The following is a 26,046-nucleotide window of genomic DNA, read 5'->3' on the forward strand; positions in this document are numbered from 1 at the left end:
AAACAAAAGCCGAAGTTGAATCGAAATCCAAAATCGGCTTTTATTATATAATTGAACGTTTTTAATCGAGTTTATGAATCACCAGTCCCGAACGGAGTTTTGGTTCGAACCATGTTGTTTTCGGCGGCATAATATTTCCGGAATCGGCAATATCCATCAGCTGCTTCATGGTCACAGGATATAAAGCGAGCGCCAGTTTCATTTCACCGCTGTCGACACGTTTTTTCAATTCGCCTAATCCCCTGATCCCTCCGACGAAATCGATACGCTTATCCGAACGCAGGTCTTTAATCCCCAGTATCTCGTCCAGGATATATTTTGATGAGATGGTCACATCCAGTACACCGATAGGGTCGTTGTCGTCATAAGTGCCTTCTTTAGCAGTCAGACTATAACATTTACCTTCGAGGTAGATAGAAAAATTATGCAGTCCGGTAGGAGGTGTTATATCCGCACCTTTTTCTTCCACAGTGAAATGTTCTTCCAGTTTTTTTAGGAATTCACCTGTTGATAAGCCGTTCAGATCTTTCACCAGACGGTTATAATCTATTATATTTAATTGGGTATCAGGGAAACAAACTGCCATAAAGAAGTTATATTCTTCATCCCCCTTATGATTCGGGTTCTGTTTTGCTTTTTCCGCACCTACCAGTGCCGCAGCTGCCGAGCGATGATGTCCGTCAGCTATGTACAGGTCAGGTATTGTGGCAAAGAGTTCTGTAATCCGTTGTATATCGTTCTTATCTTTTATCACCCAGAAATGATGCCCCACACCGTCACTTGCTATAAAGTCGTATTCTGCTGTACCTGAAATGATTCTCTTTACTATATTGTCCAGTTCATTATTATCCGGATATGCAAAGAAAACAGGCTCTATATTGGCATTATTTATCCGTACGTGCTTCATACGGTCTTCTTCCTTATCCCTGCGTGTCAATTCGTGTTTTTTTATCCTGTCGTTCATGTAATCTTCCACATGGGAGCAAACAACAAGCCCATACTGCGTTTTTGCGTTCATTGTCTGGGCATATACATAGTAGTATTCTTCGGGGTCTTGTACCAGCCAGCCTTTTTCCTGAAATTTATTAAAGTTCTCTACCGCACGGTTGTAAACGTCCTGATGATGCTCGTCAATTATTGTTTCAAAATCAATCTCAGGCTTAATTATACGATATAGTGATTTCTCATTGCCTTCGGCTTCGAGACGGGCCTCGAGTGAGCTCAAGACATCATAAGGACGGCAAACTACTTCCTTTACAATACTTTTGGGAGGTCTTATTCCCCTGAACGGTTTAATTACAGCCATGACACTCTGTTTTTTATAATAAGGTTAAACAATATTTCAAATTAGGCATTGAGTTTTCAATAATGAATACTTTCTTTTTGTCAGTTACAAATATATAAAAACAATGAAAAACAAGAGTGGTTTTATCGAATAATTGATTCTAAATATGTTGTAAAAAACATTTTGACACCACCTTCAAAATAAAGGTAAGAATAATCCTTTTAAAATATGTTGTTTTAAGATATAATTACTAATTTTGAGAGCCTTAAGGCCTCGGGCCTTTTATTGATCCCGGCTGACAAGATAGCAATAAATCACTTATAATCAGAAAAATATATAATTAAATATTCACTTTTATTTAAATAACGCAGAAGAATACTAATTCCTAATTTTTATAACAATGAAGAAATATAATTTTAGTGCAGGTCCTTCAATTCTTCCTCAGCAAACAATAGAGGAAACAGCGAAAGCCATACTGGATTTCAACGGGTCGTCATTCTCTTTGATGGAAGTGAGCCACCGTGGGAAAGATTTCCAGGGAGTAATGGACGAAACTGTTGAGTTGTTCAAAGAACTATTGGAAGTACCCGCAGGTTATTCAGTAATCTTCCTCGGCGGAGGTGCCAGTCTTCAGTTCTGTATGATACCATACAACCTGCTGGAGAAAAAAGCAGCTTATCTCAATACAGGTACATGGGCTAGCAAAGCATTGAAAGAAGCTAAATTATTCGGTGAAGTAGTAGAAGTGGCAACATCAAAACCTGCCAACTTTACATATATTCCTAAAGATTATGTTATCCCTACCGACGCGGATTATTTCCATGTTACTACCAATAATACAATCTTTGGTACCGAATTACATAAAGACTTGGATTCTCCGGTTCCATTGGTAGCCGACATGTCTTCCGACATATTTTCCCGTCCTGTAAATGTTTCCAAATATGGTTTAATATATGGCGGCGCACAAAAGAACCTTGCCCCTGCCGGACTAACATTCGTAATTGTTAAAGACGAATTATTGGGAAAAGTAACTCGTCCGATACCGACAATGTTGGATTACCGCACACATATCGAAAACGGTTCTATGTTTAATACTCCTCCGGTAGTGCCTATTTACGGAGCTATGCAAACGTTGAGATGGCTGAAAGCTAATGGAGGTGTACCAGCCATGTACAAACGCAATAAGGAAAAAGCAGCATTGCTTTACAATGAAATAGACCGTAACCCTGTATTTAAAGGTACCTGCGCTATCGAAGACCGTTCACTGATGAATGTATGTTTTGTTCTTTCTTCGGAATATGAAGGAAATGAAGCTGCATTCCTTGAATTTGCCAAATCGAAAGGATTGTACGAACTGAAAGGACACCGTTCTGTCGGCGGCTTCCGTGCTTCCATATACAATGCTATGCCGATTGAAGGCGTACAGGCATTAGTGGATGCAATGAAAGAATTTGAAAAACAAATCGCAAAATAAAACAAGAATTCTAGTTTACAAGTCTACTAGAAGAAGCTAGTAAACCAGTAAACTAAAAACTAGTAAACTCCAAACATGAAAGTATTAATAGCAACAGATAAACCTTTTGCAGCGGAAGCAGTAAACGGTATCCGCGATGTAATCGAAAAAGCAGGCTTCGAACTTGTTTTACTTGAGAAATATACTGAGAAGAAACAATTACTGGATGCTGTAGCTAATGTTGATGCGGCAATTATTCGCAGCGACATATTCGATAAAGAAGTACTGGATGCAGCAAAAAATCTGAAAATCGTTGTGCGTGCAGGTGCAGGTTTCGATAATATCGAACTGGATGCTGCCACAGCAAACAATATTTGTGTAATGAACACTCCGGGACAGAATGCGAATGCTGTAGCAGAGTTGGCTCTTGGACTGGCTGTATATGCAGTGCGTAACTTCTATAACGGAACATCAGGCACCGAACTTATGGGTAAAAAACTTGGTATTCACGCATATGGGAATGTAGGGCGCAATGTGGCGCGCGTAGCAAAAGGCTTCGGTATGGAAGTGTATGCATACGATCCGTTCCTGACTGCGGAAGCTATCGAAAAAGAAGGAGTGAAAGCGGTGGCTTCAGCCGAAGATCTTTATACTACCTGCCAGTTTGTTTCATTGCATATTCCGGCAACTGCTGAGACTAAGAATTCTATCAATTACACGCTATTGAGTAAGATGCCGAAAAATGCATTACTCATCAATACGGCACGTAAGGAAGTTATCAACGAAGCCGAAATCGTGAAACTGATGGAAGATCGTAAAGACTTCAAATATGTCACCGACATTATGCCGGGCAACCATGCTGAAATGGCGGAGAAATTTGCAGGACGGTATTTCTCCACTCCTAAAAAAATGGGTGCGCAGACCGCCGAAGCTAATACCAATGCAGGTATAGCAGCAGCCAGCCAGATCGTCGATTTCATTAAGAACGGAAATGAACGTTTCAGAGTGAATAAAAAGTAATTAGCAGATTCGGAAATTAGCAAATTTGACAATACAATAAGCTAATGTACAGAAAAAAGTTCCAGTAAAACACTGGAGCTTTTTTATTTACTAATTTTCTAATTGCTTACCCTGACATATCGTTACCCATCTTCATCAATCTCACAGGTTTAAACTGAAGAAAATAAAGTACGATACAGACTAAAAGGAAAATACCCAGAATCAACATCCAGCCTGCAATAGTTTTTATACTGACTGTTACCGCTTGTATCTGTATCTTCTGATACAACGCGTTAGTCGCTATACGTTGCGCGTCCTCGAGGCTCCAGCCCTGTGACAATGCAGTATTTACTGATGTGGTAAACTGGCTGCCGGCCAAAGCATTCTGCATATCCACACCTTCTGAAAGGATACTGACATTTTTTTGTTGCAAACGATACAGCCAGTTTGTAAGCACTGATGCGCCGATTGCCGGAGCAAGAGCCGAACGGGCCGATATCATAAAGAATGCATTATATATAAGCTGTTTAGGAGAAAGTCCGTATATGCCATAAATAGCAAATGCCACAAACAGCACCAACATACCTACACCCCTGAGAAACATCAGCAGATAAAGGTCTTCGTACAAGCCTGCAGGCGTTATCATAAAATACAGGAGCGCCAGTGAAATTGTAAAACAGGCAAAACCCATAAAGATAAGCCAGGCCATACGGATTTCTCTTACAAACCAGTAATAACATATAACCCCTCCTACCAGAAAGCCCGGAATCATATACAAATACAGTTCATTCATATGCGTACTGTCCAGTCTCAGTACATTGGTAGTATAAGAAGATATCAGTATACTGAATGATGCGTAAAACATCAGTACGAAAGAAAGGAGATATACCGTTACCGAATTACGGTTTTTCAGCACACTCATATCCAGAAACGGAGCATCGGAAAACTGGCGGCGTATAAACATCCAGCCTGTCAGCGGAATCAGTATTGTTGCTATTATGATACTGGTTGAAGAAAACCAGTCTTTCGTTTTTCCATATGTTGCCACATATACAATAGCCATAAAACAGACTGATACAAGGAAAAAACTCAGCCAGTCTATATCCCTGAAAGGAATACGCACCAGTCTGCGGGCAAACGACATGCATACAACCACTGCAATAATGGCGACCAGCAACATCAGTATCATAAAATAATACATATACTGCCAGTTATACAGGTAAGCCAGCTCGGCTGTGAGGACTAAAGACAATTGTCCACATATCAATGTAATAGGATAAAACTTTGCATAGAACTCGTTACGTGTTCCGCTCGGGCTTAATGCCGGCATCAATATGTTGATAGTCTCAATCATCGAAAAAGCCTTGAAATAACCGATAAAGAAGCTGCAAACGATGATTACTTCTATGTAGTCTGTTTCGGCACATATCAGGCTGAGTAATACCTGGAATAAAAGTACCACTAGAATAATTGTTTTGGCTGTAGCCAAAGGTTTTATTTTCGGTATAACCAGATATGCAACGGCCATACCGACCGATGACGCATAATAAGCCATGTTGATATCCTCGGATATTACACCAAGATAACTGGATATGTCTATATTACTGCCTGTGTATGCACCGTTGACCAGTAATACAGGAATAAGTATAGTCAGGGCAACAACCACCTTGAGCCAGTTCGGAACCCAGCTTCTGAAAGGGCTGATTGTCGTTGTGCGTATTACCGGAATTATCATTTTTATATTAGTTACGAGTTACTTTCCCCTTCGGGAAATTACAAGCTACAAGCCGCTTACGCCACTCTTAATTCTTAATTTTTCATTCTTAATTAATTCCTCATTCTTTTATCGCCTCGGTAACCACCATCATTCCCGCACGCAATTTCTGCATATCTTCGGGCGATATACCTTCAAAATCGATACGGACAGGTATCCGTTGCTGTATTTTCACAAAGTTTCCGGCGGAGTTATCGGTCGGCAGCATTGAGTATTTGGATCCCGTAGCTTCGGATATCGCTGTTATCGTTCCTGTAAATGTCTTACCGCTTATAGCATCTACCTTTATATTTACTTTCTGCCCGATGTAAATATTTTCAATCTGTTTTTCGCGGTAGTTGGCTATAATCCATTTATTATCGTTTTTGATCAGGTTGGTTATTGTTTGTCCGGCCTGAACCAGTTGTCCGGATTCAAGGGTGCGACGGCCTACATAACCACTATACGGGGCAATAATAGAAGTATATGACAGATTTAGCTTAGCCATTTCCAGATCTGCTTCGCGGCGGAGGATTGTGGCCTCCGCATTCCCCTGTTTTTTTGCGGCTTCGGCAGATGTCGACCTCAGGGATTCTTTCTGCCGGAGCAAAGCGTTATAATGCGCGCTTTGAGCATCATATTCACTTTTTATCTGGTCGTACTGTTGCCGGGAAACCGATTCGGCATCCAGTAGATTCTTATAACGTTTCAGATCTTGCTCGGCTTTCCATAGGCGCGCTTTTGCTTCCTCTATATTTGCTTCCGAAACAGTAACATTTGCAGATGTGGTAATTATATTTGACGAAAGCACAGATGAAGAACTCTTGGCATCCATCAGTGCGGCTTCGGCATCCATCTCTTTTATTTTAAATTCCCTGTCGTCTATTATCAATAGGGTATCTCCCGCGTTTACCCACTGGTGTTCGGTAAATCGCACTTCTTTTATATAACCCGATACACGTGAGTTGATAGGTGTTATATATTGCTCTATTGTTGCATCGTTTGTTATTTCGTAGCGATAGTAACGGATGAAGAAGTTCACTCCCCACGCGATACCGCCCAACGCTAATAATATACTGATGATATTGAGTATAATATTGCGTATGCGCTTCTTTTTCAGTTTACGATAGGCTTCTTTTTCCTCTTTTCTGTCAGCTAAGTTCGATTTATCTGTATCCATAATTAAGTAACTGAAAGGATTTAATCATATATTTATAAAATATAACAAACTCTGGTTGTTTTACTTACCAAAGTAATAAATAGGTCCGCGACCTTATAGGTTTCCGCTAACTTTTTGTAATTGATAGTATGTATATATCGCGTTTGTTTTTGCAGTAGTAAGTTGTAACTCCGAATTCAACTGCACTGTATTTGCATCCAGTAAATCGGTCAGTATAGCCAGCTGGTTGAAGTATCTGTTTTTTACTATCCGGTAGTTTTCATTCGATTGCTCCACAGATTTTTCCAATGCTTTTATTCTGTCCAGTGCCTCCTGATGTTTTACAAATGCCGCCTTCACACCTGTACGGATATTTTGCCTTTGCTGTTCTTGTGCCAGTTCTTGAAGGTGTATCTGGCTTTTTGCCGTATTGGTGGCATGTTTCCGGTCAAATAAAGAAGAAATATGGTACGACAGATTCAGCGTCACACCCCATGCATTCAGATACAAGTCCTGAGCAGGTGATACATTCGGAATGGGGCGGGCCAGTGTATTGCTCGCCTGTAATGATAATACAGGCATGTAATCGGCCTTTGTCAGTTTCAGGTTATTTTGAGCTAAAGCAATATTCTTTTCCATAATTTTCATATCCGGATATTGTGCGTAAGCCCGATATATATAGTCGTTTTCCTGCTGTATATCAAGTTGGAATAACAGCAGGTTCTGATCCGGTTCAAGAATTGTATTTTCATCCATTCCCATTACAATGTCTAGTTGCTGGGAGGTAAGGGTGATATTATTCTCCGTTTCTTTATACGATAATTCATAATTTGTGAGAAGCAGTTGGCTACGCAAAACATCGTTTGTGGTAATCATCCCCTCCTCTTTCATTTTCTCAATGTCCCGCAGACGGATCTGAGCTTCTTCAATATTCTTGGCATATACTTCCCGTTCTTTATATAAATTAAATAAATCGAGATACTTACCTATTAACCAGAGTTTCAGCTCCGATTTATCCTTTTGTAAGGATAATTGAGCTATCTCTTTTTCCAATTCCGCTTTCTCTATGCTGTTCTTTATCCGTCCACCCTGATATATGGGCTGAGTTGCTGCCACCTGATAATTCTGCTTCCAGTCGGGAGTGTCGGAGTGCTTCAGGAATGATAAGTCTCTATCGAGGATGGTTGGCGTACCCACATAACCGAACAGGCCGCTAACCGAAATATCGGGCAATCGTTTATTCTTTGCCAAGCCTACCTTATCTTCCGATATCTGTGTTTTTATCACAGATGATTGTATTGCTATGCTGTTTTGCAACCCGCGTTCAAACAATTCGTTTACCGTAAGCCTGTATGTATTCTGTGCAGTAAGCGATGATGTGTATATTAATGTAGCCAGTAATATGTATAGTGTTGTTTTCACTTAACTTTCCTTATTAATATCCGTAAATTCCTTCATATATTCTATGCATAGCTGAATATGCCGTGAATTAACATTTTCTTCCAGTTTCGTATATACGTCTTCTATTATCTCCCTGATTTCTGTATGCATTTTTTCCCCGTTAGCCGTTAATACCACAAGTTTGTTGCGTTTGTCGGACGGATCTTCTTCACGTGAGACCAGTCCTCTTTTTTCCATATTCTTTATCAGATAGGAAAGACTCGATTTGTCTTTATACGTCAGATTTGCCAGTTCCTGTTGATTGACTTTACTATCAACACTGTCCAAACACCTTAATATATGCAACATTTCGAATGTTACATCTATATTATGTTCTCGCATTTTTCGATGGATTATCTGACGGTAGAAAGACTGAGTCTGCAATATTGTCTGTACAAATGTTTGCATCATATCTCTTCAGTTTTTTCGTATGCAAAGATATAACAAAATAATTAGTTGAATGTTTAACTAATATATATTTTTATATTTGTCATAAAATAATATTGTGAGATGTTGGCTATAATTATTGTAGTAATAAAAATGTAGTGACTTATCTTTCTTTACTTAACCGATCCTTAGCTAAAAAGACACAGAAATGTCTTATCTTTGGAATAATTAATAATAAAACTTTGTGATAGTATAATCATTTCACAATCTAAAAAAATAATGAATATGAATAAAAGACTGACAATAGCTCTGGTAGCGCACGATCACCGCAAAGCAGACATGGTAGAATGGTGTTATTACAACTCCGATTTTTTGGCAAAACATCATCTGGTATGTACCGGAACCACCGGAACCCTGATAAAAGAGGCGTTCGAAGAAAAAGGAATAAATGCGGAGATAACACGTATGAACTCAGGACCTATGGGTGGAGATGCGGAAATAGCCGCTATGGTTGTCCGGCACGAAGTGGATATGGCTATTTTCCTTATCGACGACCTGAACCCGCAACCACATGAGGCAGATATTATGATGTTGCTTCGTCAGTGTCGCGTACATAATGTGCCTATCGCATGTAATCGCTACAGTGCCGACCTGATGCTGACAAGTACTTTGTGGGACAACGACGACTACAAGCCTACAAGCCCGAGATACGAAAATTTCGACAGGGCTAATTTTGACGCAAGTTTCAGAAGATTAAAAGAGTGAGAATAATTAAGAATGAAGAATTAATAATTAACAACGAGATGATATTTTCAATTATTAACTGTTAATTATTAATTGTTAATTACCTACTTATGAGCGACTGGAAAGACCGTCTGAATGTGGTATATTCTACCAATCCGGACTTTAAATATGAAAAAGAAGGCGAAGAAGAGCAGGATACTTTGCCAAAAGAAAAGCAGGCATTGCGCATTTCTTTGGATAAACGAAACCGCAAAGGAAAAGCGGTCACCCTGATTACCGGATTCATTGGTACTACCGAAGACATGGAAGCATTGGGTAAGTTGCTGAAAGTAAAATGTGGCGTCGGAGGTTCTGCCAAAGACGGTGAAATCATCATACAAGGCGATTTCAGAAACAAAATACTGGAACTCCTGCAAAAGGAAGGATATGCCAAAGCACGCATTATTTGACGATGAAGTAAATCTGCATGTATATAAAGCGTCGGCAGGCTCGGGTAAAACTCACCGCCTGACCGCCGAGTATCTGTGCCTGTTATTTTCATCACCCTTTGCCTATCGGCACATATTAGCTGTAACCTTTACCAATAAGGCCACGGACGAGATGAAAAGGCGCATCATAGCTGAACTGGCGAATCTAGCGCTAGGCCGTGATTCCGACTACATCGGATTATTAACCCATGAATACAGCTTCAACGAAGAGCAACTTAGAAAAGAAGCATATGACATCCTTGTACGCATCCTGCACGACTATTCGGCCTTTTCGGTAAGTACTATCGACAAGTTTTTCCAGCAAACCATGCGAGCCTTTACCCGCGAAATAGGATTGGGCGGAGGATACAACGTGGAACTGGATACCGACAAAATATTGGGTGAAGCCATCGACTCCATGCTTTACGATCTGGAAAGCAAAGATAACAAACTACTGCTGGACTGGCTCATTCGTTTTTCGGAAGAAAAAGTGGAGAATGGCGAAACATGGAATATCCGCAACGACATACAATCCCTGTCGAAAGAGATATTCAAAGAAAGTTTTAAAACATACAGCAATCAGGTACAGGAAAACATCTCCGACAAGCAGCTGATGACAGACTACAAGGAGATGCTTTTCGCCATCATCCAAACCTTTGAAAAGACTTCACAGGAGACAGGCGAAAAAGCACTGAATATAATGACCCGCTACGGACTGAAACCGGAAGATTTTAAAGGAGGGTCGCGTTCTCCCTTCTTCTCATTCCTGAAATGGGCAAACAGTGTGATAGACGAGCCTACAAATACATTCCGCACGATGGCCGATGAAGTATCCGGCTGGTACACGGCAAAAACCGGAGCAGAGATCAGAAGCAAAATAGAAGACGCATATCCGGAACTGAACGTTTGCGTTTGCAATATAATAAGTCATTACGACAATTCACGTACCTATCAGACGGCATACGAAATAAACCGCTATTTCTTCACGCTTGGAATACTGGGTGATGTGGATAAAAAAATACGGGAGTATGCTGCGGAAAACAACGTCATGCTAATTTCGGATACTACCGAATTACTTAGCCGTATCATAGAGGGAAATGAATCACCGTTTATCTACGAAAAAGTAGGACTGCGCGTCAATAACTATATGATAGACGAGTTTCAGGATACATCAGGTATGCAATGGCAGAACTTCCTGCCGCTGGTGCGTGACAGCCTGAGCGGAGGTAATAAGAATTTCATTGTAGGGGATGTAAAGCAGAGTATCTACCGCTGGCGGAATTCGGACTGGAAGCTGTTGGACGAACAGCTCGACAAAGATTTCGCTAATGAGGGCATCAATCATGAAACACTCGGAACCAACTGGCGTAGTTCGTACAATGTAATAGCGTTCAACAATGCCATTTTTACCATCGGAGCAAATCTGTTGCAAGATACATACAACAAGCCACTGCAAGATACCGATGATAAGCGCTTACAGCCTTTTTTTTCCCGTATAACCAAAGCATATAACGAATTATACCAGGAAATACCGGAGAGCCATAAAAGCAACGAAGGGCATGTCAAAGTAGAGTTTATAGATACCGATGAACATGTGTGGCAGGATTATGCCCTGGAACAATTACCGGAACAAATAGAAAGCCTCCAGGACAGGGGCTATAAGCTGAAAGACATCGCGATCCTCGTTCGCACAAAAAAGGAGGGTGCAGATGTAGCCAACCGCCTGCTGGAATATAAAAGCGAACACAGGGATGCAAAATACCGGTACGATATCATTTCCGATGAAGCGTTGTTTGTTGGAAACTCCAAAAGTATAAAGCTGATTATCGCCCTGCTGAAATACCTCCATAACCCTCTGGATAATTCTCTGAAAGTTCTGGCCGTTTACGAATATTTCAAGTATAGCAACCAGTTGAGTGCAGAAGAGGCTTTACAGAAATATTTTTCGGCAAAGGATGATTTGCCCGAAGAGGTCAGAGACAAACTCAACCGCATCAGGGAACTGCCTCTATATGAAATGACGGAGGAGATGTTTGAATTGTTCCGCAGCGCAATGGAAGACAACGAACAGATTTATATACAGTCATTCCTCGATATGGTGCTTGATTTCACAATCCGCAACTCGTCAGACCTTGACGCATTCCTTAAATGGTGGGACGAAACAGGTGTAAGCAAGACTATATTTACTCCCGACGGGCAGGATGCTATACGTATCATGACCATACACAAGTCGAAAGGACTGGAATTTAAAGTAGTACTCATTCCTTTTTGCAATTGGGAGATAGATCATAAGCTGACAACTATATTGTGGTGCCATCCACAAGCCGAGCCATTCAACCGGCTACACCTCGTACCCGTAAAGTATTCGCAGAAACTGAAAAATACAATCTTCGACTATGAATATTTCGATGAACGCCTACACGCATTTATCGACAATATAAATGTGTTGTATGTGGCTTTCACCCGTGCCGAAAATGAACTGATCGTTTTTGCTCCGCGCCCGAAAAAAGATGAGGTAAGCAATATATCTTCTTTACTATGGGCTTGTGTAAACACATCTCCTACCCTGTTATCTGATAAGCCGGCATATATCGACTTGCCTCAATATCTGAATGAAGAAAAAGGTATATTTGAAATAAATAAAGCGTATTCTCCCGTAAAAAAAGAGAAAAAGTCTCTTGTCGAGGAAGTAAATATAGACACCTTATCCGGTACACCGTATGACGAGCGGGTAAAACTGCTATTAAAAAACAAGTATTATTTTTCCGATTCGGGACAACGCGACTATGGTACCCTGATGCATGAGATAGTGAGTAATGTGCAAACTATAGAAGATATTGAAAATGCAGTGGAAGAATATCATATTTCGGGCGATATAACTCTGGAACAAAAAAAATCGGTAATTGAATTACTTCACAATTACCTGTCCGACGCAACAGTTTCCGCCTGGTATTCCGGCGAATATAAAGTGCTGAACGAGGTGCAGATATTGCAACCAAGAGGAACATTTAGCCGCCCCGACCGTGTAATGATAAAAGGTAGCGAAGTCGTTGTCATTGATTATAAGTTTGGCGAAAAAGAGGATAAAAAATACATCCGTCAGGTAAAATATTATGTAGAACAGATAAAAAAAATGGGATATACGGATGTAAAAGGCTATATTTGTTATCTTACTCTGGAGAAGACTGTGGAAATTTGAAATCAATAAAAATTCGAATACAATATATATGAAGTTATTTAAATTTACTTTTATTATATCTCTGGCTATCGGCTTGATATCATGTAATAATAAAAATAAAGAGAATACGGAGTCCGCAGTTGCAGAACAGGGCTTCAACCATGAGGAAATCATTAATAATTTCGATCTGAATAAGAGTCTGTTGATAGACCTGATGATGGAGATTCCTTCAGCAGTCTACACAATAGAGGGTAAAGGTCAATATTCAATCCTGTATGTACCGAAAACAGATGAAGGCGTATTAAAATATAAAGATTTTGAGAAAAAGAATAATATACAACTGATTAAAGATTCGCAAGGAAATCTCTTCTATGATGATGAAACAGCGAAAAATATAGATGAGATACTACGAAAAGATTTAGATATTGAAGACTTCTGCCTGTTTGGCCGCTATATACCTGCTCAATATCTGATCGCTGATACTTTATCAAACAAAGGGGACTATAGTGTAACCATACCGTACGAAATGCTTATATATAAACGTGAAGGCCAGAAATGGAGTCAGTTAAAGCAGGTAGTTGTATCGGACATTATGAACTACGATTATTACGAGACACTAAGTACTTATCAGAAATTGATGGATAATAAAGAGGACTAGTATACTCAATATATTTCACCTTTTACTAAATCGACAAAAAGTTCCGACAATTTCTGGCTAACAGCTCCGGCATACACCTTGCCTTTTTCAGCGGTAGACTTCTTAGGATTTCCTATACCTGTATCGTATGATACCTGCGCCCAATTTCGCGGGGTCCATCCGGTACCATCACGTAATGTTTCCGGTTTGAACGGAGTATAAGCCCCGTCTCCGGCCAGAGATAAGTTCACAAGTTCGGGATAGTAATGCATCATTACCGAAGTTTCCATTTCTCCGGCATGGTCGTCCCTTTCTTCAAAATATCCGGCCTGAGGTAAGACTGCAAACCAATCACTGACCACAATCAGAAAATGAGGGTAATCTACAGCAAGGTCACGGATCATGTTTTTAAAACTATTGCCGCCATGACCATTCACTATAACCAACGTATATATCCCCTGACAATCGAGAGAAGCCACAATATCGGTCAGTATACCCTTTTGGGTTTCGTACCGGCCATGCAGGCAAAAAGGAAGCTCCCTCTGCCCGGGATTCTGTGAACCCAGCGGAATCGGGGGCAACACCATACCTTTTATCTTTTGCGAATCATATGCCTTTATCACAGCATCTACTGATATACCATGCGCAAGATAACAATCGGTGATATATGGTAAATGATAGTTGTGAGGTTCGGTTGCTCCCCACGGAAGAACAGCAAAATCATACGTCTGCCCTTTGGTATCATTATATATAGCGGTAAGGATATCGAACGAAAGATTCATGTATTTCAGTTTTAGAATGAATAAGAATAACAAAGCTAATAAATGATAATGGATTCCAAATGATTTTATCGATAGAAATGAAACCGGAATTCATCTTAAGTATTTACATAAAAAGAAAAAGAGATATCTTTCGATATCTCCCGTATGTCAATATTAACTAAATATTAATTTCTTCCGCCTTTACGCCAAGTCCTGCTGTAATAACCTTCGGCCAAAGAGCTTACTATAACACCATATTTTATAGATGCATGGATAAATTTACCCTCTCCCAGATACACACCCACATGGTTGATATATTTTTTGTTGAAAGTAGAAAAGAATACCATATCGCCGGGGAGAAGATCTTCTTTATCAAGGATAGACTCCTTCACATTTTTAGCAATAGTGGTACTCACCCTGTCCAGCTGCTGCCCGAATACGTTTTTATAAATAATGTTGGTGAAACCGGAACAATCAACTGCCTTACGGCTCATCCCCCCTCTTCTGTATCGCGTACCCAGCCAATCGGCGGCTTCACGGTACAAAGGCAGAAAAGATACATCCTTTACAGAAACCCCTAATTGAGATGACAATTCCTGCATCTCTTTAATTTCTATCATATGTTTTTGGAGCGCATCCATCGTCCTTGATAGACTGGCATCAGCCATCAAATTATCTGACGAAGGGAATAGGGATGAATGGTCTTCCAATGTCTGCTTCACCTGAGGCAACGCAATTATATTGCCATCGGTAGTTTCAACTTCTATGTTGTGGACTGATTGTTCTACTTTTACCTTTTTTGTAGTAACTGCACTTGTTTTTGATTTTTTCTTACCTGTTTTTGAATGTTTTGGTGTTATCGCTGCTATTGGCATAAATCCCATTGAAAACACTAATAGCATAATGGATATTCTCAAAAATTTCTTCTGTGCAAGCATGGGTGTTAAATTTTAAATCGGATAAAAGTAGGAAAATCAACTTAATATAAGGCTAAGCAACTGTGTTTTTTATAATTATTTAAGTACTCTTTTAACTATTTTATCCGGCCGGCCTTTTTCCATGTGCGACTATAGTAACCTTCGTCAAGATGGCTTACGATCACACCTTTTGAGGTTGATGCATGTATAAAACTTCCATTTTTCAGGTAAATCCCTACATGGTTGATCCGGTTTGAATTCTTAGATGTGGCGAAGAAAACGAGATCACCCGTTTTCAGATTATTTTTAGATACTTTGTGCATCTTCATATCTGACAGGTCCGATGTCGACCTTGGAATCCTCATCCTATATACTTTCTGATACATCAGAAATGCAAATCCGGAGCAGTCAAGACCTCTCCGTGACAGTCCCGCATTACGGTATGGCACACCTAGCCATTGGGAAACTTCGGCATACAACGGCATATTCTTATCATCATCCTTATCTGTATTACTGAGAGGTATACCTAGTTTTTTGGAAAGCTCCGCTACTTCTTTAGGATCATACAATTGCCCGCCCGGAGTTTTTTGTGTTCCGCAGGAAGTAACCAACAGAATCAACAGGACGGATAGTATGGAATAGAGGATAAATCTTTTCATAAAATCTGGTTTACATGCTAAAGGTAAGTATTATATAATAGAAAAAGCGGCTCTTGTTTCCAAAAACCGCTTTCCGTATATTAAATAAAGAAATTAATAGACGTCATTATTTTTTATCACCTGAGAAAGTTACATCTATGCTTCCTAATAGAGGAACCTTTGTTACTGCAATAGCCAAGTTCATAGATACTTCTTCGACAGTTCCTGAAACAGCAACATCAACTTCTATCGGATTACCCATCATTGTTAATGTTAGAGATGTAGAAGTTTCTTCTAATATTACTTTCCCATTACTTAATGTCAGAGGAATATCACTTACAATAATATCACCCAATTCCATCTCAGAAAATGAGAAATTCTTCAGACTTACTTTAACTTTATCACTTGAGATTTTTTCAAGAGTTATTTCACTTTCAGAATCTTGGCCTAATACAGAAAGTGTTCCACTATATGTTCCTGCAACCTGGTCAGCAAGACCGACAACTGTAACTTTAAGAGTAGTTGTTTTTTTATCCTTATCGGTAACTGTTATAGTAGTCTCGCCTGCGGCTACACCAGATACAGTAATTACATCGCCACTTACCGAAGCGGTTGCAGTCGTTTCACTTGCAGAGCTTACTTTGTAGTCTCCATTACCCTGAGTTATTTTTACTGTCACAGTAGCTCCCTGATCAACGCTGGTTTCGCTTTTTTCCAATGTCAGGTTCACCGGATCATCATCGTCACTACTACATGCTGTAAAAGTCAGTCCTAATGAAAAGACAAACATTAATAAACATAAAAGTTTCTTGTTCATAATGAATTTATTTGGTTAATAAAATTAGTGTCCTAGATATATTGATGCATTCTATAAAGCCAAAGTTGCATAAAGATATGCAACTTCGCAAAAGTTATAACACCATAACTATATCTGACAGCACAAAAGTTAACTAAAATTAACCTTTATTTACTCAAATAATCATCGATATGTTGTGCGGTCTTTCTTCCCGAAGCAATACTCGTTACAACTAATGATTGTCCGCTTACACAGTCGCCTGCGCCAAATACTTTGGCTATATTAGTTGCTCTTTTAGAATCGGTTGCTACATTACGGCGAATATCATCGGTCTTTATATCAAGCTCTTTCAATAAGCCTTCCTGTATAGGATGAACGAAACCAAGAGCAAGGAAAACAAGGTCTATCTTATGGATTTCAGGCTCTCCTACTTCTTTCATTATATGTTTGCCAGTTTCGTCTTGTTCCCATGCTACTTCAACAAGTTCCACTGCGGTTAGTTTACCATCTTCACCAATAAATCGCTTCGTATTCAGCGACCAGCGACGCTCACAGCCTTCAAGGTGTGATGAAGAAGTTTTCAGTACAACCGGAAATGGTATTGGCCACGGATTGTCGATATCTTCTAATTTTGGTGGCTTAGGCAAAATTTCGATCTGCATAACACTTGCCGCTCCCTGACGATTTGCAGTACCAATACAGTCAGAACCTGTATCTCCGCCACCGATGACAAGAACATTCTTGCCTTTGGCATCAATAATCTGGTCGGCAGGAATTTCTTCCTTTGCAATCATCTTATTTTGAGTGGTAAGATATTCCATAGCATAGTAGACGCCTTTCAGTTCGCGGCCTTCAACCGGAAGGTTGCGTGGAACCTGTGAACCGATAGCAACACAGACTGCATCATATTCTTTCAGAATATCTTTGCCTTTTACATCTTTACCTATTTCAGTATTTACTACAAACTTCACACCTTCGGCTTCCATCAGCTTCAAGCGACGGTCGATAATATTCTTATTCAATTTGAAGTCAGGAATACCGAAACGGAGCAAGCCTCCTATATTGGAATTTTTCTCATAAACAGTCACGTCATGCCCTTTCTGGTTCAGCTGATTTGCCACAGCCAATCCCGATGGCCCCGAACCTATCACGGCCACTTTTTTCCCTGTACGGTGTGCAGGTATTTTAGGCTGAATAAAACCTTCATTGAAAGCGTGTTCCAATGCAGATGCCTCATTCTCACGAATTGTTACAGGAGCACGGTGTATCGACAGTACACACGATTTCTCACAAGGTGCGGGACAAATACGTCCTGTAAACTCAGGAAAGTCGTTTGTCTGCATCAGTACTTCTGCCGCCAGCTTCCAGTTACCTCTGTATATATACTCCTGAAATTCGGGCATTTTATTGCCTAGCGGGCACCCCCAATGACAAAACGGGATACCACAATCCATACAACGTGATGCCTGTTCGCGGCGGTCTTCTGTATTTAGGGTCTGTTCTACTTCACCAAAATCGAGGATACGCTCCTGTGCCGGACGGTATCCTGCGTCTTTCCTCTTTACTGTTAAAAATGCTTTTGGATTTCCCATTTTCTAATTTGAAAATTCGGAAATTAGCTGATTAGCAAATGTAAATACATTCTCAAATTTGCTAATTCGCTAATTTGCTAATTAATAATCGAATTCTACTTGTGCTATTTTTTTCTTTATAGCTTCCAGTTTTTCATCCTGTAACACTTTCTTGTATTCAATAGGGGTTACTTTCATGAATTTCTCTACCTCTGTATTCCAGTTGTCGAGGATATGTTTTGCCAGAGGGCTGTTTGTATATTCATAATGATTGGTGATCAGCTGACGAAGCTCTTTACTGTCGTAAGTGTCTTCTATCAGTGTAAGCTCGACCATCTGCATATTGCAATAGTAGTCGAAATCGCCGTCTATGTTATACACATAAGCAACCCCGCCGCTCATACCCGCCGCAAAATTCCGTCCTGTCTTTCCAAGCACTACCGTACGGCCGCCCGTCATATATTCACAACAATGGTCTCCGGCCCCTTCCACAACAGCAGTTGCACCGCTATTACGTACACAAAAACGTTCTCCTACACGTCCGTTGATATATATTTCGCCGGAGGTAGCACCATACAGTAAGGTATTACCGGCAATGATATTTTCTTCGGGCTTGAAAGTAGATACGGCCGGAGGTACAATGATGATCTTACCTCCCGACAGGCCTTTACCTACATAGTCATTGGCATCGCCTTCGAGCTTGAAGGTCACACCATGAGCAAGAAATGCTCCGAAGCTCTGTCCGGCTGCCCCCTGGAATGTACATTGGATAGTATCTGCAGGAAGTCCGGCGTTACCGTATTTCTTAGCTATTTCACCCGAAAGCATAGCACCTACCGTACGATTCGTATTTCGTATTGTATGGGAAATAACTACAGGCATAGCTTTATCGATAGCCAGACGTGATGTTGTAATCAACTTCAGATCCAATACATCATCCAGTTTATGCTCCTGATTCTTTATACGGTGTATTGCATTTTCCTTCGTCTCGGCAGGAAAATAGATAAGACGGGATAAATCCAGTTTCTCTACTTTTGAATTTGCTTCACTTTTCACATATTTCAGCAAATCGGCACGGCCTACTATCTCATCCAACGACTTCACTCCTAATGATGCCAGATGCTCACGCACTTCTTCGGCAAGGAAATTGAAGTAGTTTACCAGATATTCACTACGGCCAATAAACTTCTTCCGCAACTCTTCATTCTGTGTAGCAACTCCGACAGGGCAGGTATTCAGGTGACACTTACGCATCATAATACATCCTAATACTATCAGTGCGCTGGTTGCAAAACCGAATTCCTCAGCACCTAACATAGCAGCTACAATAATATCGTGTCCGGTCTTCAACTGACCGTCTGTCTGCAAATATACCTGTCCGCGCAGATTGTTGAGTACCAAAGTCTGCTGCACCTCAGCCAAACCAATCTCTAAGGGAAGTCCGGCATGCTTGATCGAGCTGGCAGGGCTTGCTCCTGTACCTCCTTCACAACCACTGATGACAATGCGGTCGGCTTTTGCTTTCGCCACTCCGGCGGCCACAGTTCCCACTCCGCTTTCGGATACCAGTTTCACACTTATCTGTGCGACCGGGTTTACACTTTTCAGGTCGAAAATCAACTGCGCCAAATCTTCAATAGAGTATATATCGTGGTGCGGTGGTGGCGATATCAACGAAATACCCGGAATCGAGTGACGGGTCTTCGCTATAATCTGATCTACCTTAAAGCCCGGAAGTTGTCCTCCCTCACCCGGTTTTGCTCCCTGTGCTATCTTGATCTGGAGTTCGTCGGCATTTACCAGATATTCGGTAGTTACCCCGAAACGGCCGGATGCCACCTGCTTGATAGCTGAACGGGCATTTGTTGCAAAACGTTCGGGCAGTTCACCTCCCTCTCCGGTATTGCTTTTACCCCCGATAGCATTCATGGCCACAGCCATAGCTTCATGTGCTTCACGGCTGATAGAACCGAATGACATGGCACCTGTTACAAAACGCTTGGTAATAGCCGATACAGGTTCTACCTCTGAAATGTCGATTGGTTTCTTTGCCAAATCAAAATCAAGGAAGTCACGCAGGAAAATCTTCTCCGGTTTTTTGTCGATCGAATTTGTATATTCCCTGAATTTCTTATAACTTCCCAAACGTGTAGACATCTGGAGATTCATTATCGTTTCGGGATTCCATGCATGGTATTCACCATTGCGACGCCATGCATAAATACCCTGACTTATCAATGAAGGGTCTGTAAAATCTTCCTCGAATGCTTCGTAATAGGCTTCTATCGTATCACTGGCGATATCGTTCAAATCGACTCCTTCTATTTTAGATGTTGTTCCTTTGAAGTATTTATCTATTACTGCCGAACTGATGCCGACAGCTTCGAATATCTGTGCGCCAATATAGCTTTTCAATGTTGAAATACCCATCTTAGACATGGTTTTCAACAAACCTTTGTTGATGGCTTTCACATAATTCTTCATGGCTGTATGGAAATCGAGATGTATATCCCCCTTCTTCACCAATTCTTCGATGACAGCCAGTGCCAGATACGGATTCACAGCATTTGCCCCGTAACCGAACAGCAATGCGAAATGCATTACCTCGCGCGGTTCGGCAGATTCCACCACAATGTCTATCTGCATACGCTTGCGACGCTCCACCAGATAATGATGAACGGCGGATACGGCTAGCAGACAGGGAATAGCCGCATTATCGGGATTAACGCCCCTGTCGCTGAGAATGATATAATTATTACCGTTGTCAACGGCTTTTTCTGCTTTCTTACACAGCTCGTCTATAGCCTTTTCAAGACCTGTACCACCCTGCTTAGGATCAAAAAGCATTGGCAGGACTTCACATTTAAAGCCTTTGTATTGCAGGTGGATCAACAAATCGAGTTCCCTGTTGGAAAGGAATGGATTTGACAGACCAACCATCTTTGTATGTTCCGGCATCGGCTCCAGTATATTCTTGTGAAGCGAACCAATATATCCGGCTAATGACATTACCAACTCTTCACGAATAGGATCGATAGGCGGGTTTGTTACCTGCGCAAACAACTGACGGAAGTACGTAAACAGGCGTTGCGGCTTGTTCGACAAAACAGCCACCGGTGCATCGTTACCCATTGAGGCGGTAGGTTCTTTTCCTTCCGCTGCCATAGGCGTCAGTATCTTTTCTATATCTTCCTTATAATAGCCGAATACTTTCAGCATTTTGGTATAGTCTTCCACATTATATTTAGGAGTCCTTCCTGAAGAAATATCATCGAGTGAAATACGGTTCTTTGCCAACCAATCGCGATAAGGATATGCTTTTGCAAGTTTTTCTTTTAGCTCGGCATCATATTGTATAGTACCCTCTTCGGTATCTACCATCAGCATCTTACCCGGACGAAGGCGTCCTTTTTCCTTTATCTCGGACGGTTCGAACGGAAGTACTCCCATCTCTGAAGCCACTACCATAATACCACTATGAGTCATCAGGTAACGCGCAGGACGCAGACCGTTGCGGTCAAGCAATCCTCCTGCATATCGTCCGTCAGAAAACAGCAATGTAGCGGGACCATCCCACGGCTCCATAAATATACTATGATATTCATAGAAGGCTTTCAGATCATTCGAAATAGGATTCTTATCATTCCATGATTCCGGTACCATCATAGCCATAGCATGCGGAAGCGATTTCCCGGACATCACAAGAAATTCAAGTACATTATCGAATGAAGCGCTATCACTCATATGCGGCTGTACAATCGGCCATAGATCGCTGATATTACCTAATAATTCCGATTTTAGCACACTTTCGCGGGCTTCCATCCACAGGCGGTTACCTTTTATTGTATTGATCTCCCCATTGTGCGCCACCATACGGAAAGGGTGTGCCAAATCCCATGTAGGAAATGTATTGGTGCTGAAACGCGAGTGCACAAGCGCAATAGCACTTGTCAGATGCGGGTTCAGTAAATCGGGAAAATAATGACGGAGCTGCTCCGACGACAACATCCCTTTATATATAATACGCTTTGTGGATAAACTAACTATATAGAAAGCTTTCTTTGTATCTAAAGAGAATACCTTCGAATTGAAGATCTCCTTCTCTATCTTCTTACGAAGGATATAGAGCCGGTGTTCCAGTTCGTCCTGGGACATACCCTCTTCTCCAACTACAAATATCTGTTTTATATTCGGTTCATTCGAAAGAGCCATTTCACCTAATATATCGCTATTGACAGGTACATCACGTACTGCCAGAAGCTTTAATCCTTCCTTGTCGATATATTGTGTAAGGGTAATCATGCAAGACTCCATTTCTTTTTCACCCTTAGGCAAAAAGACGAGCCCTGTTCCATAATGTCCTTTTTCAGGGACTGGAATCCCTTGTAGTAGTATAAACTCGTGTGGTATCTGCAACATAATACCGGCACCGTCTCCGGTTTTGTTGTCTGCATTTTCTGCCCCACGGTGAGTCATGTTCTCCAATACACGGAGACCATTCTCAACGATGGCATGGGATTTAGCACCCTTCATATGAAGCACCATCCCTACCCCGCATGCGTCATGCTCATAGGCCGGGTCATATAATCCGTGCTGTACTGCTGATTTTAAATCCTGCATAGTTATTAGTTGATATATAATTGATAGAAAATTCGATTTCTGCCCCAAACTAAGACAGATGACAAATATACAAATTTTCAACACATAAAATCTCCTTTTGTTCGAAAAAATGATTTTTTACATAAAAAGAATAGATTAACACTGCTTTATTTAACAAAAATCTATTTAAAATTATTTTTATACTGAATATCTGATAATATAATTGTTAATTATTACTTTTGACATATCACTCATTAAATTAAAACATAAGAATTATGAAAAAATTCCTGTCAGCAATCATCATGACAACATTCTTGTTTTCATGTGGAGGGGCACACAAAGACACCACATCTTCAGAAAAATCAACTACAGATTCAACTGATGTTATAACCTACGCGGATGTAAAAGACAAATCTTTCGACGATTTGTTCAGAAAAGTAGAGCCTACCGAGTTGACTGAAAATGTATTCAAACTAGTAGGTAAAGATTATTCGGTGATTACAGCCGGCTCCGATTCCCTCTACAACTCGATGACTGCAAGCTGGGGTGGCTGGGGACAACTATTCGAAGTGCCAGTTACCTGGTGCTTCCTGAATGCAAGCCGTTACACACTGGAATTTATAAAGAAAGAACAGAGTTATACCATGACATACTTCCCCGATCAGTTCAAAGATCAAGTGATAGCATTCGGCAGCAAGAGCGGAAGAAGCTCCGACAAGATGAAAGAAACAACATTGACCTATGTGAAAACTCCATCAGGCAATATCACATACAAAGAAGCCAAGCTAATAATAGAATGTAAACTGGTGGAAATCACGGAGACCAATCCGAAAGACTTCTATTCTGAAAAAGGAAAAGAGTTTGTAGAAAAAGGAAAGAAAGACGGAAATGGCAAGGAATACCATAAACTTGTATTTGGCGATATTACAGCAGTGTGGATAAGGAAATAGAACGGATATAAATAAAAAGAATCCCGGCCTCTTACGAAGCCGGGATTTTTCATTATAATAAAAGCGATTAGCGAATAAAAAGTAACTCTCTATATTTAGCCAATGGCCACATTTCGTTATCTACGATCAGCTCCAGCTTATCGACATGATAACGGATCTCGTCCAGATAAGGTGCCACATTATCGTGGTATGCGATAGCTTTTTCGCGTTCACTCTCGATATTATTCGCAATCTTACGAGCGTCTATCATTTCGTGTACCTTAGCATTTATTGCATTCACATGAGTAGAGACTTTTTCGATCAACCTCAATTGCTCTGCTCCCAATGTCTTATAATCATCTGAGACTTCTTTCAGTTTCGATACATTAGTCAGCAAAATAGATTGGTAAGAGATTGCCACAGGAATAATGTGATTCAAAGCCAAATCTCCGAGTACACGTGATTCTATCTGAATTTTCTTAGTATAAGTTTCCCATTTCACTTCGTTACGGGCATGCAATTCTACTTCCGAAAGGATACCTGTAAACGTTTTGATACTTTGTTTCGATGTATACGCATCATAAATCACAGGAACGCTGGTTTCGCAATCCAACTTACGTTTCTTAGCTTCAGCCTTCCACTCATCACTATAACCATTTCCATTGAAACGGATAGGACGTGATTCTTTGATGTATTTCTTCAATACTTCATACAAGGCTTCTTCTTTAGATTTACCTTTAGATATAAGGCCATCCACTTCTTCTTTAAACAGTCGAAGTTGCTCGGCAACAGAAGCATTCAACGCCGTCATAGCAGAAGCACAGTTTGCCGATGAACCTACTGCACGGAATTCGAAACGGTTACCTGTAAAGGCAAACGGAGATGTACGGTTACGGTCGGTATTATCTAGAAGGATTTCAGGAATCTGCCCTACACCAAGGCTGATTTGCTTTTTGCTGTCAACCACAATGGCGTCTTTAACCGCGCTCTTCTCAAACTTATCGAGTATATCGCTTACCTGTGAGCCAAGGAAAACGGATATAATAGCGGGAGGCGCTTCATTTGCACCTAAACGGTGAGCATTTGTAGCAGAAGATATAGATGCTTTCAGCAATCCGTTATTTTTATGCACTGCCGCAAGAATATTCGCCACAAAAGTGATGAAGCGCAGGTTTTCCACCTGATCTTTACCCGGAGACAGCAGGTTGATACCTGTATCGGTACTTAGCGACCAGTTATTATGCTTACCCGAACCATTGATTCCCTTGAACGGTTTTTCGTGGAACAATATACGGAATGAATGTTTACGCGCTACCTTATCCATCACCGACATCACCAGCAGGTTATGGTCTACGGCCAGATTACACTCTTCATATATAGGAGCCAACTCAAACTGGTTAGGCGCAACCTCGTTGTGGCGGGTCTTTACAGGAATACCCAAAGCATAAGACTCATACTCCAGCTCCTCCATAAAGCGTTGTACACGCTCAGGTATAGAACCGAAATAGTGATCTTCCAACTGTTGATTTTTAGCGCTCTCGTGACTCATCAACGTTCTTCCTGTCAGAGCCAGATCGGGGCGAGCCATGAAAAGATCTTCATCTACAAGGAAGTATTCTTGTTCCCAACCCAGATTGGATTGTACTTTCTTTACATCTTTATTAAAATAGTGAACCACTTCGGTCGCAGCCTTATCTACTGCCGCCAGTGCTTTCAGCAATGGAGTTTTATAGTCGAGTGCCTCACCAGTGTAAGAGATAAATATAGTAGGGATACACAATGTATTGCCAACAATAAATGCAGGAGAAGACGGATCCCATGCCGAGTATCCGCGAGCCTCGAATGTATTGCGAAGACCTCCCGATGGGAAACTGGACGCATCCGGTTCCTGTTGCGCCAGAAGCTTTCCTTCAAATTCTTCTATCAGGCCGCCCTGTCCGTCATGTTCTACAAAAGCGTCATGTTTTTCGGCAGTTCCGTCCGTCAACGGATGAAACCAGTGTGTATAGTGAGTCACACCATTTTCCAAAGCCCACATACGCATACCTGCAGCTACGTGCTCAGCTAGGTTACGATTTACAGAACCTCCTTTATCGATAGCATTATTCAGCGCTTTGAAAGTTTCTTTCGAAAGATATTTGGTCATAGCTTTACGATTAAACACTTTCTCTCCATAATATTCCGATGTCTTCTTTTCCGGTTTTCGCACCTCTACCGGTTTTCTTTCCGAGGCCATCGCTACTGCTCTAAAACGTAACTTTGTCATAAACTTGTTTTTATTGAGTTATATAGATTTTATTTCAAAATTTGGCCTACGCCGATTTTCAATTCAT

General features: G+C 40.9%; 19 protein-coding genes. 7 read left to right on the top strand and 12 right to left on the bottom strand.

The window, feature by feature from the left end; all coding sequences use genetic code 11:
- Positions 1-61: 61 nt before the first annotated feature.
- Positions 62-1,306, bottom strand: coding sequence for a DUF1015 domain-containing protein (locus tag HMPREF9455_RS04825; RefSeq protein WP_006798490.1), 1,245 nt, complete (start codon positions 1,304-1,306; stop codon positions 62-64).
- A 379-nt stretch (positions 1,307-1,685) separates the two neighbouring features.
- On the opposite strand from HMPREF9455_RS04825, the gene serC reads away from it, so the two are divergent.
- Positions 1,686-2,759 (top strand): 3-phosphoserine/phosphohydroxythreonine transaminase, encoded by a 1,074-nt coding sequence (serC, locus tag HMPREF9455_RS04830; protein ID WP_006798491.1) that lies wholly within the window; start codon positions 1,686-1,688, stop codon positions 2,757-2,759.
- Positions 2,760-2,834: 75 nt separating this feature from the next.
- Positions 2,835-3,758, top strand: a complete 924-nt coding sequence (locus HMPREF9455_RS04835; protein WP_006798492.1) for a 3-phosphoglycerate dehydrogenase — start codon at positions 2,835-2,837, stop codon at positions 3,756-3,758.
- 106 nt (positions 3,759-3,864) lie between these two features.
- Here the strand turns inward: HMPREF9455_RS04835 and HMPREF9455_RS04840 are convergent, their stop codons facing one another.
- From HMPREF9455_RS04840 to HMPREF9455_RS04855, 4 genes are all read right to left on the bottom strand, one after another.
- A complete protein-coding gene (locus HMPREF9455_RS04840; RefSeq protein ID WP_006798493.1) occupies positions 3,865-5,472 on the bottom strand; it encodes an MFS transporter in 1,608 nt (535 codons plus the stop codon).
- A 100-nt stretch (positions 5,473-5,572) separates the two neighbouring features.
- Positions 5,573-6,670, bottom strand: coding sequence for an HlyD family secretion protein (locus tag HMPREF9455_RS04845; RefSeq protein ID WP_006798494.1), 1,098 nt, complete (start codon positions 6,668-6,670; stop codon positions 5,573-5,575).
- 93 nt (positions 6,671-6,763) lie between these two features.
- Positions 6,764-8,071, bottom strand: coding sequence for a TolC family protein (locus tag HMPREF9455_RS04850; protein WP_006798495.1), 1,308 nt, complete (start codon positions 8,069-8,071; stop codon positions 6,764-6,766).
- On the bottom strand, positions 8,072-8,500 hold the full coding sequence (locus HMPREF9455_RS04855) for a MarR family winged helix-turn-helix transcriptional regulator (protein ID WP_006798496.1): 429 nt from the start codon (positions 8,498-8,500) through the stop codon (positions 8,072-8,074).
- Positions 8,501-8,761: 261 nt separating this feature from the next.
- On the opposite strand from HMPREF9455_RS04855, the gene HMPREF9455_RS04860 reads away from it, so the two are divergent.
- The 4 genes from HMPREF9455_RS04860 to HMPREF9455_RS04875 all read left to right on the top strand — a co-directional run bounded on the left by HMPREF9455_RS04860 (position 8,762) and on the right by HMPREF9455_RS04875 (position 13,523).
- Positions 8,762-9,241, top strand: a complete 480-nt coding sequence (locus HMPREF9455_RS04860; RefSeq protein WP_006798497.1) for a methylglyoxal synthase — start codon at positions 8,762-8,764, stop codon at positions 9,239-9,241.
- An 89-nt stretch (positions 9,242-9,330) separates the two neighbouring features.
- On the top strand, positions 9,331-9,669 hold the full coding sequence (locus tag HMPREF9455_RS04865; RefSeq protein ID WP_006798498.1) for a translation initiation factor: 339 nt from the start codon (positions 9,331-9,333) through the stop codon (positions 9,667-9,669).
- The gene (locus tag HMPREF9455_RS04870) at positions 9,647-12,886 is read left to right on the top strand and encodes a UvrD-helicase domain-containing protein (protein WP_006798499.1); all 3,240 of its coding nucleotides are present in this window, start codon (positions 9,647-9,649) and stop codon (positions 12,884-12,886) included. The genes HMPREF9455_RS04865 and HMPREF9455_RS04870 overlap by 23 nt, the downstream gene beginning before the upstream one ends.
- Positions 12,887-12,914: 28 nt before the next feature.
- On the top strand, positions 12,915-13,523 hold the full coding sequence (locus HMPREF9455_RS04875) for a hypothetical protein (protein ID WP_006798500.1): 609 nt from the start codon (positions 12,915-12,917) through the stop codon (positions 13,521-13,523).
- A 5-nt stretch (positions 13,524-13,528) separates the two neighbouring features.
- Here HMPREF9455_RS04875 and HMPREF9455_RS04880 read toward each other — a convergent pair whose 3' ends face one another.
- From HMPREF9455_RS04880 to gltB, 6 genes are all read right to left on the bottom strand, one after another.
- Positions 13,529-14,284, bottom strand: coding sequence for a creatininase family protein (locus tag HMPREF9455_RS04880; protein ID WP_006798501.1), 756 nt, complete (start codon positions 14,282-14,284; stop codon positions 13,529-13,531).
- Between the two features lie 164 nt (positions 14,285-14,448).
- Positions 14,449-15,201, bottom strand: coding sequence for a C40 family peptidase (locus HMPREF9455_RS20620; protein WP_006798502.1), 753 nt, complete (start codon positions 15,199-15,201; stop codon positions 14,449-14,451).
- Positions 15,202-15,296: 95 nt separating this feature from the next.
- Entirely contained in the window at positions 15,297-15,839 is a 543-nt protein-coding gene (locus HMPREF9455_RS04890) for a C40 family peptidase (protein ID WP_006798503.1), read from the bottom strand.
- 106 nt (positions 15,840-15,945) lie between these two features.
- On the bottom strand, positions 15,946-16,635 hold the full coding sequence (locus HMPREF9455_RS20625; RefSeq protein ID WP_006798504.1) for a calycin-like domain-containing protein: 690 nt from the start codon (positions 16,633-16,635) through the stop codon (positions 15,946-15,948).
- Positions 16,636-16,781: 146 nt separating this feature from the next.
- Positions 16,782-18,206, bottom strand: coding sequence for a glutamate synthase subunit beta (locus HMPREF9455_RS04900; protein WP_006798505.1), 1,425 nt, complete (start codon positions 18,204-18,206; stop codon positions 16,782-16,784).
- Between the two features lie 81 nt (positions 18,207-18,287).
- Positions 18,288-22,805: a glutamate synthase large subunit gene (gltB, locus tag HMPREF9455_RS04905; RefSeq protein WP_006798506.1), complete on the bottom strand. Its 4,518-nt coding sequence runs from the start codon at positions 22,803-22,805 to the stop codon at positions 18,288-18,290.
- A 254-nt stretch (positions 22,806-23,059) separates the two neighbouring features.
- On the opposite strand from gltB, the gene HMPREF9455_RS04910 reads away from it, so the two are divergent.
- Positions 23,060-23,734 (top strand): flavin reductase, encoded by a 675-nt coding sequence (locus tag HMPREF9455_RS04910; RefSeq protein ID WP_006798507.1) that lies wholly within the window; start codon positions 23,060-23,062, stop codon positions 23,732-23,734.
- A 67-nt stretch (positions 23,735-23,801) separates the two neighbouring features.
- On the opposite strand, the gene HMPREF9455_RS04915 is transcribed toward HMPREF9455_RS04910, so the two are convergent.
- The gene (locus tag HMPREF9455_RS04915) at positions 23,802-25,979 is read right to left on the bottom strand and encodes a glutamine synthetase III family protein (RefSeq protein ID WP_006798508.1); all 2,178 of its coding nucleotides are present in this window, start codon (positions 25,977-25,979) and stop codon (positions 23,802-23,804) included.
- Between the last annotated feature and the right edge of the window lie 67 nt (positions 25,980-26,046).

It is taken from the genome of Dysgonomonas gadei ATCC BAA-286 (assembly GCF_000213555.1).
In the GTDB taxonomy this organism is placed as follows: Bacteria; Bacteroidota; Bacteroidia; order Bacteroidales; family Dysgonomonadaceae; genus Dysgonomonas; species Dysgonomonas gadei.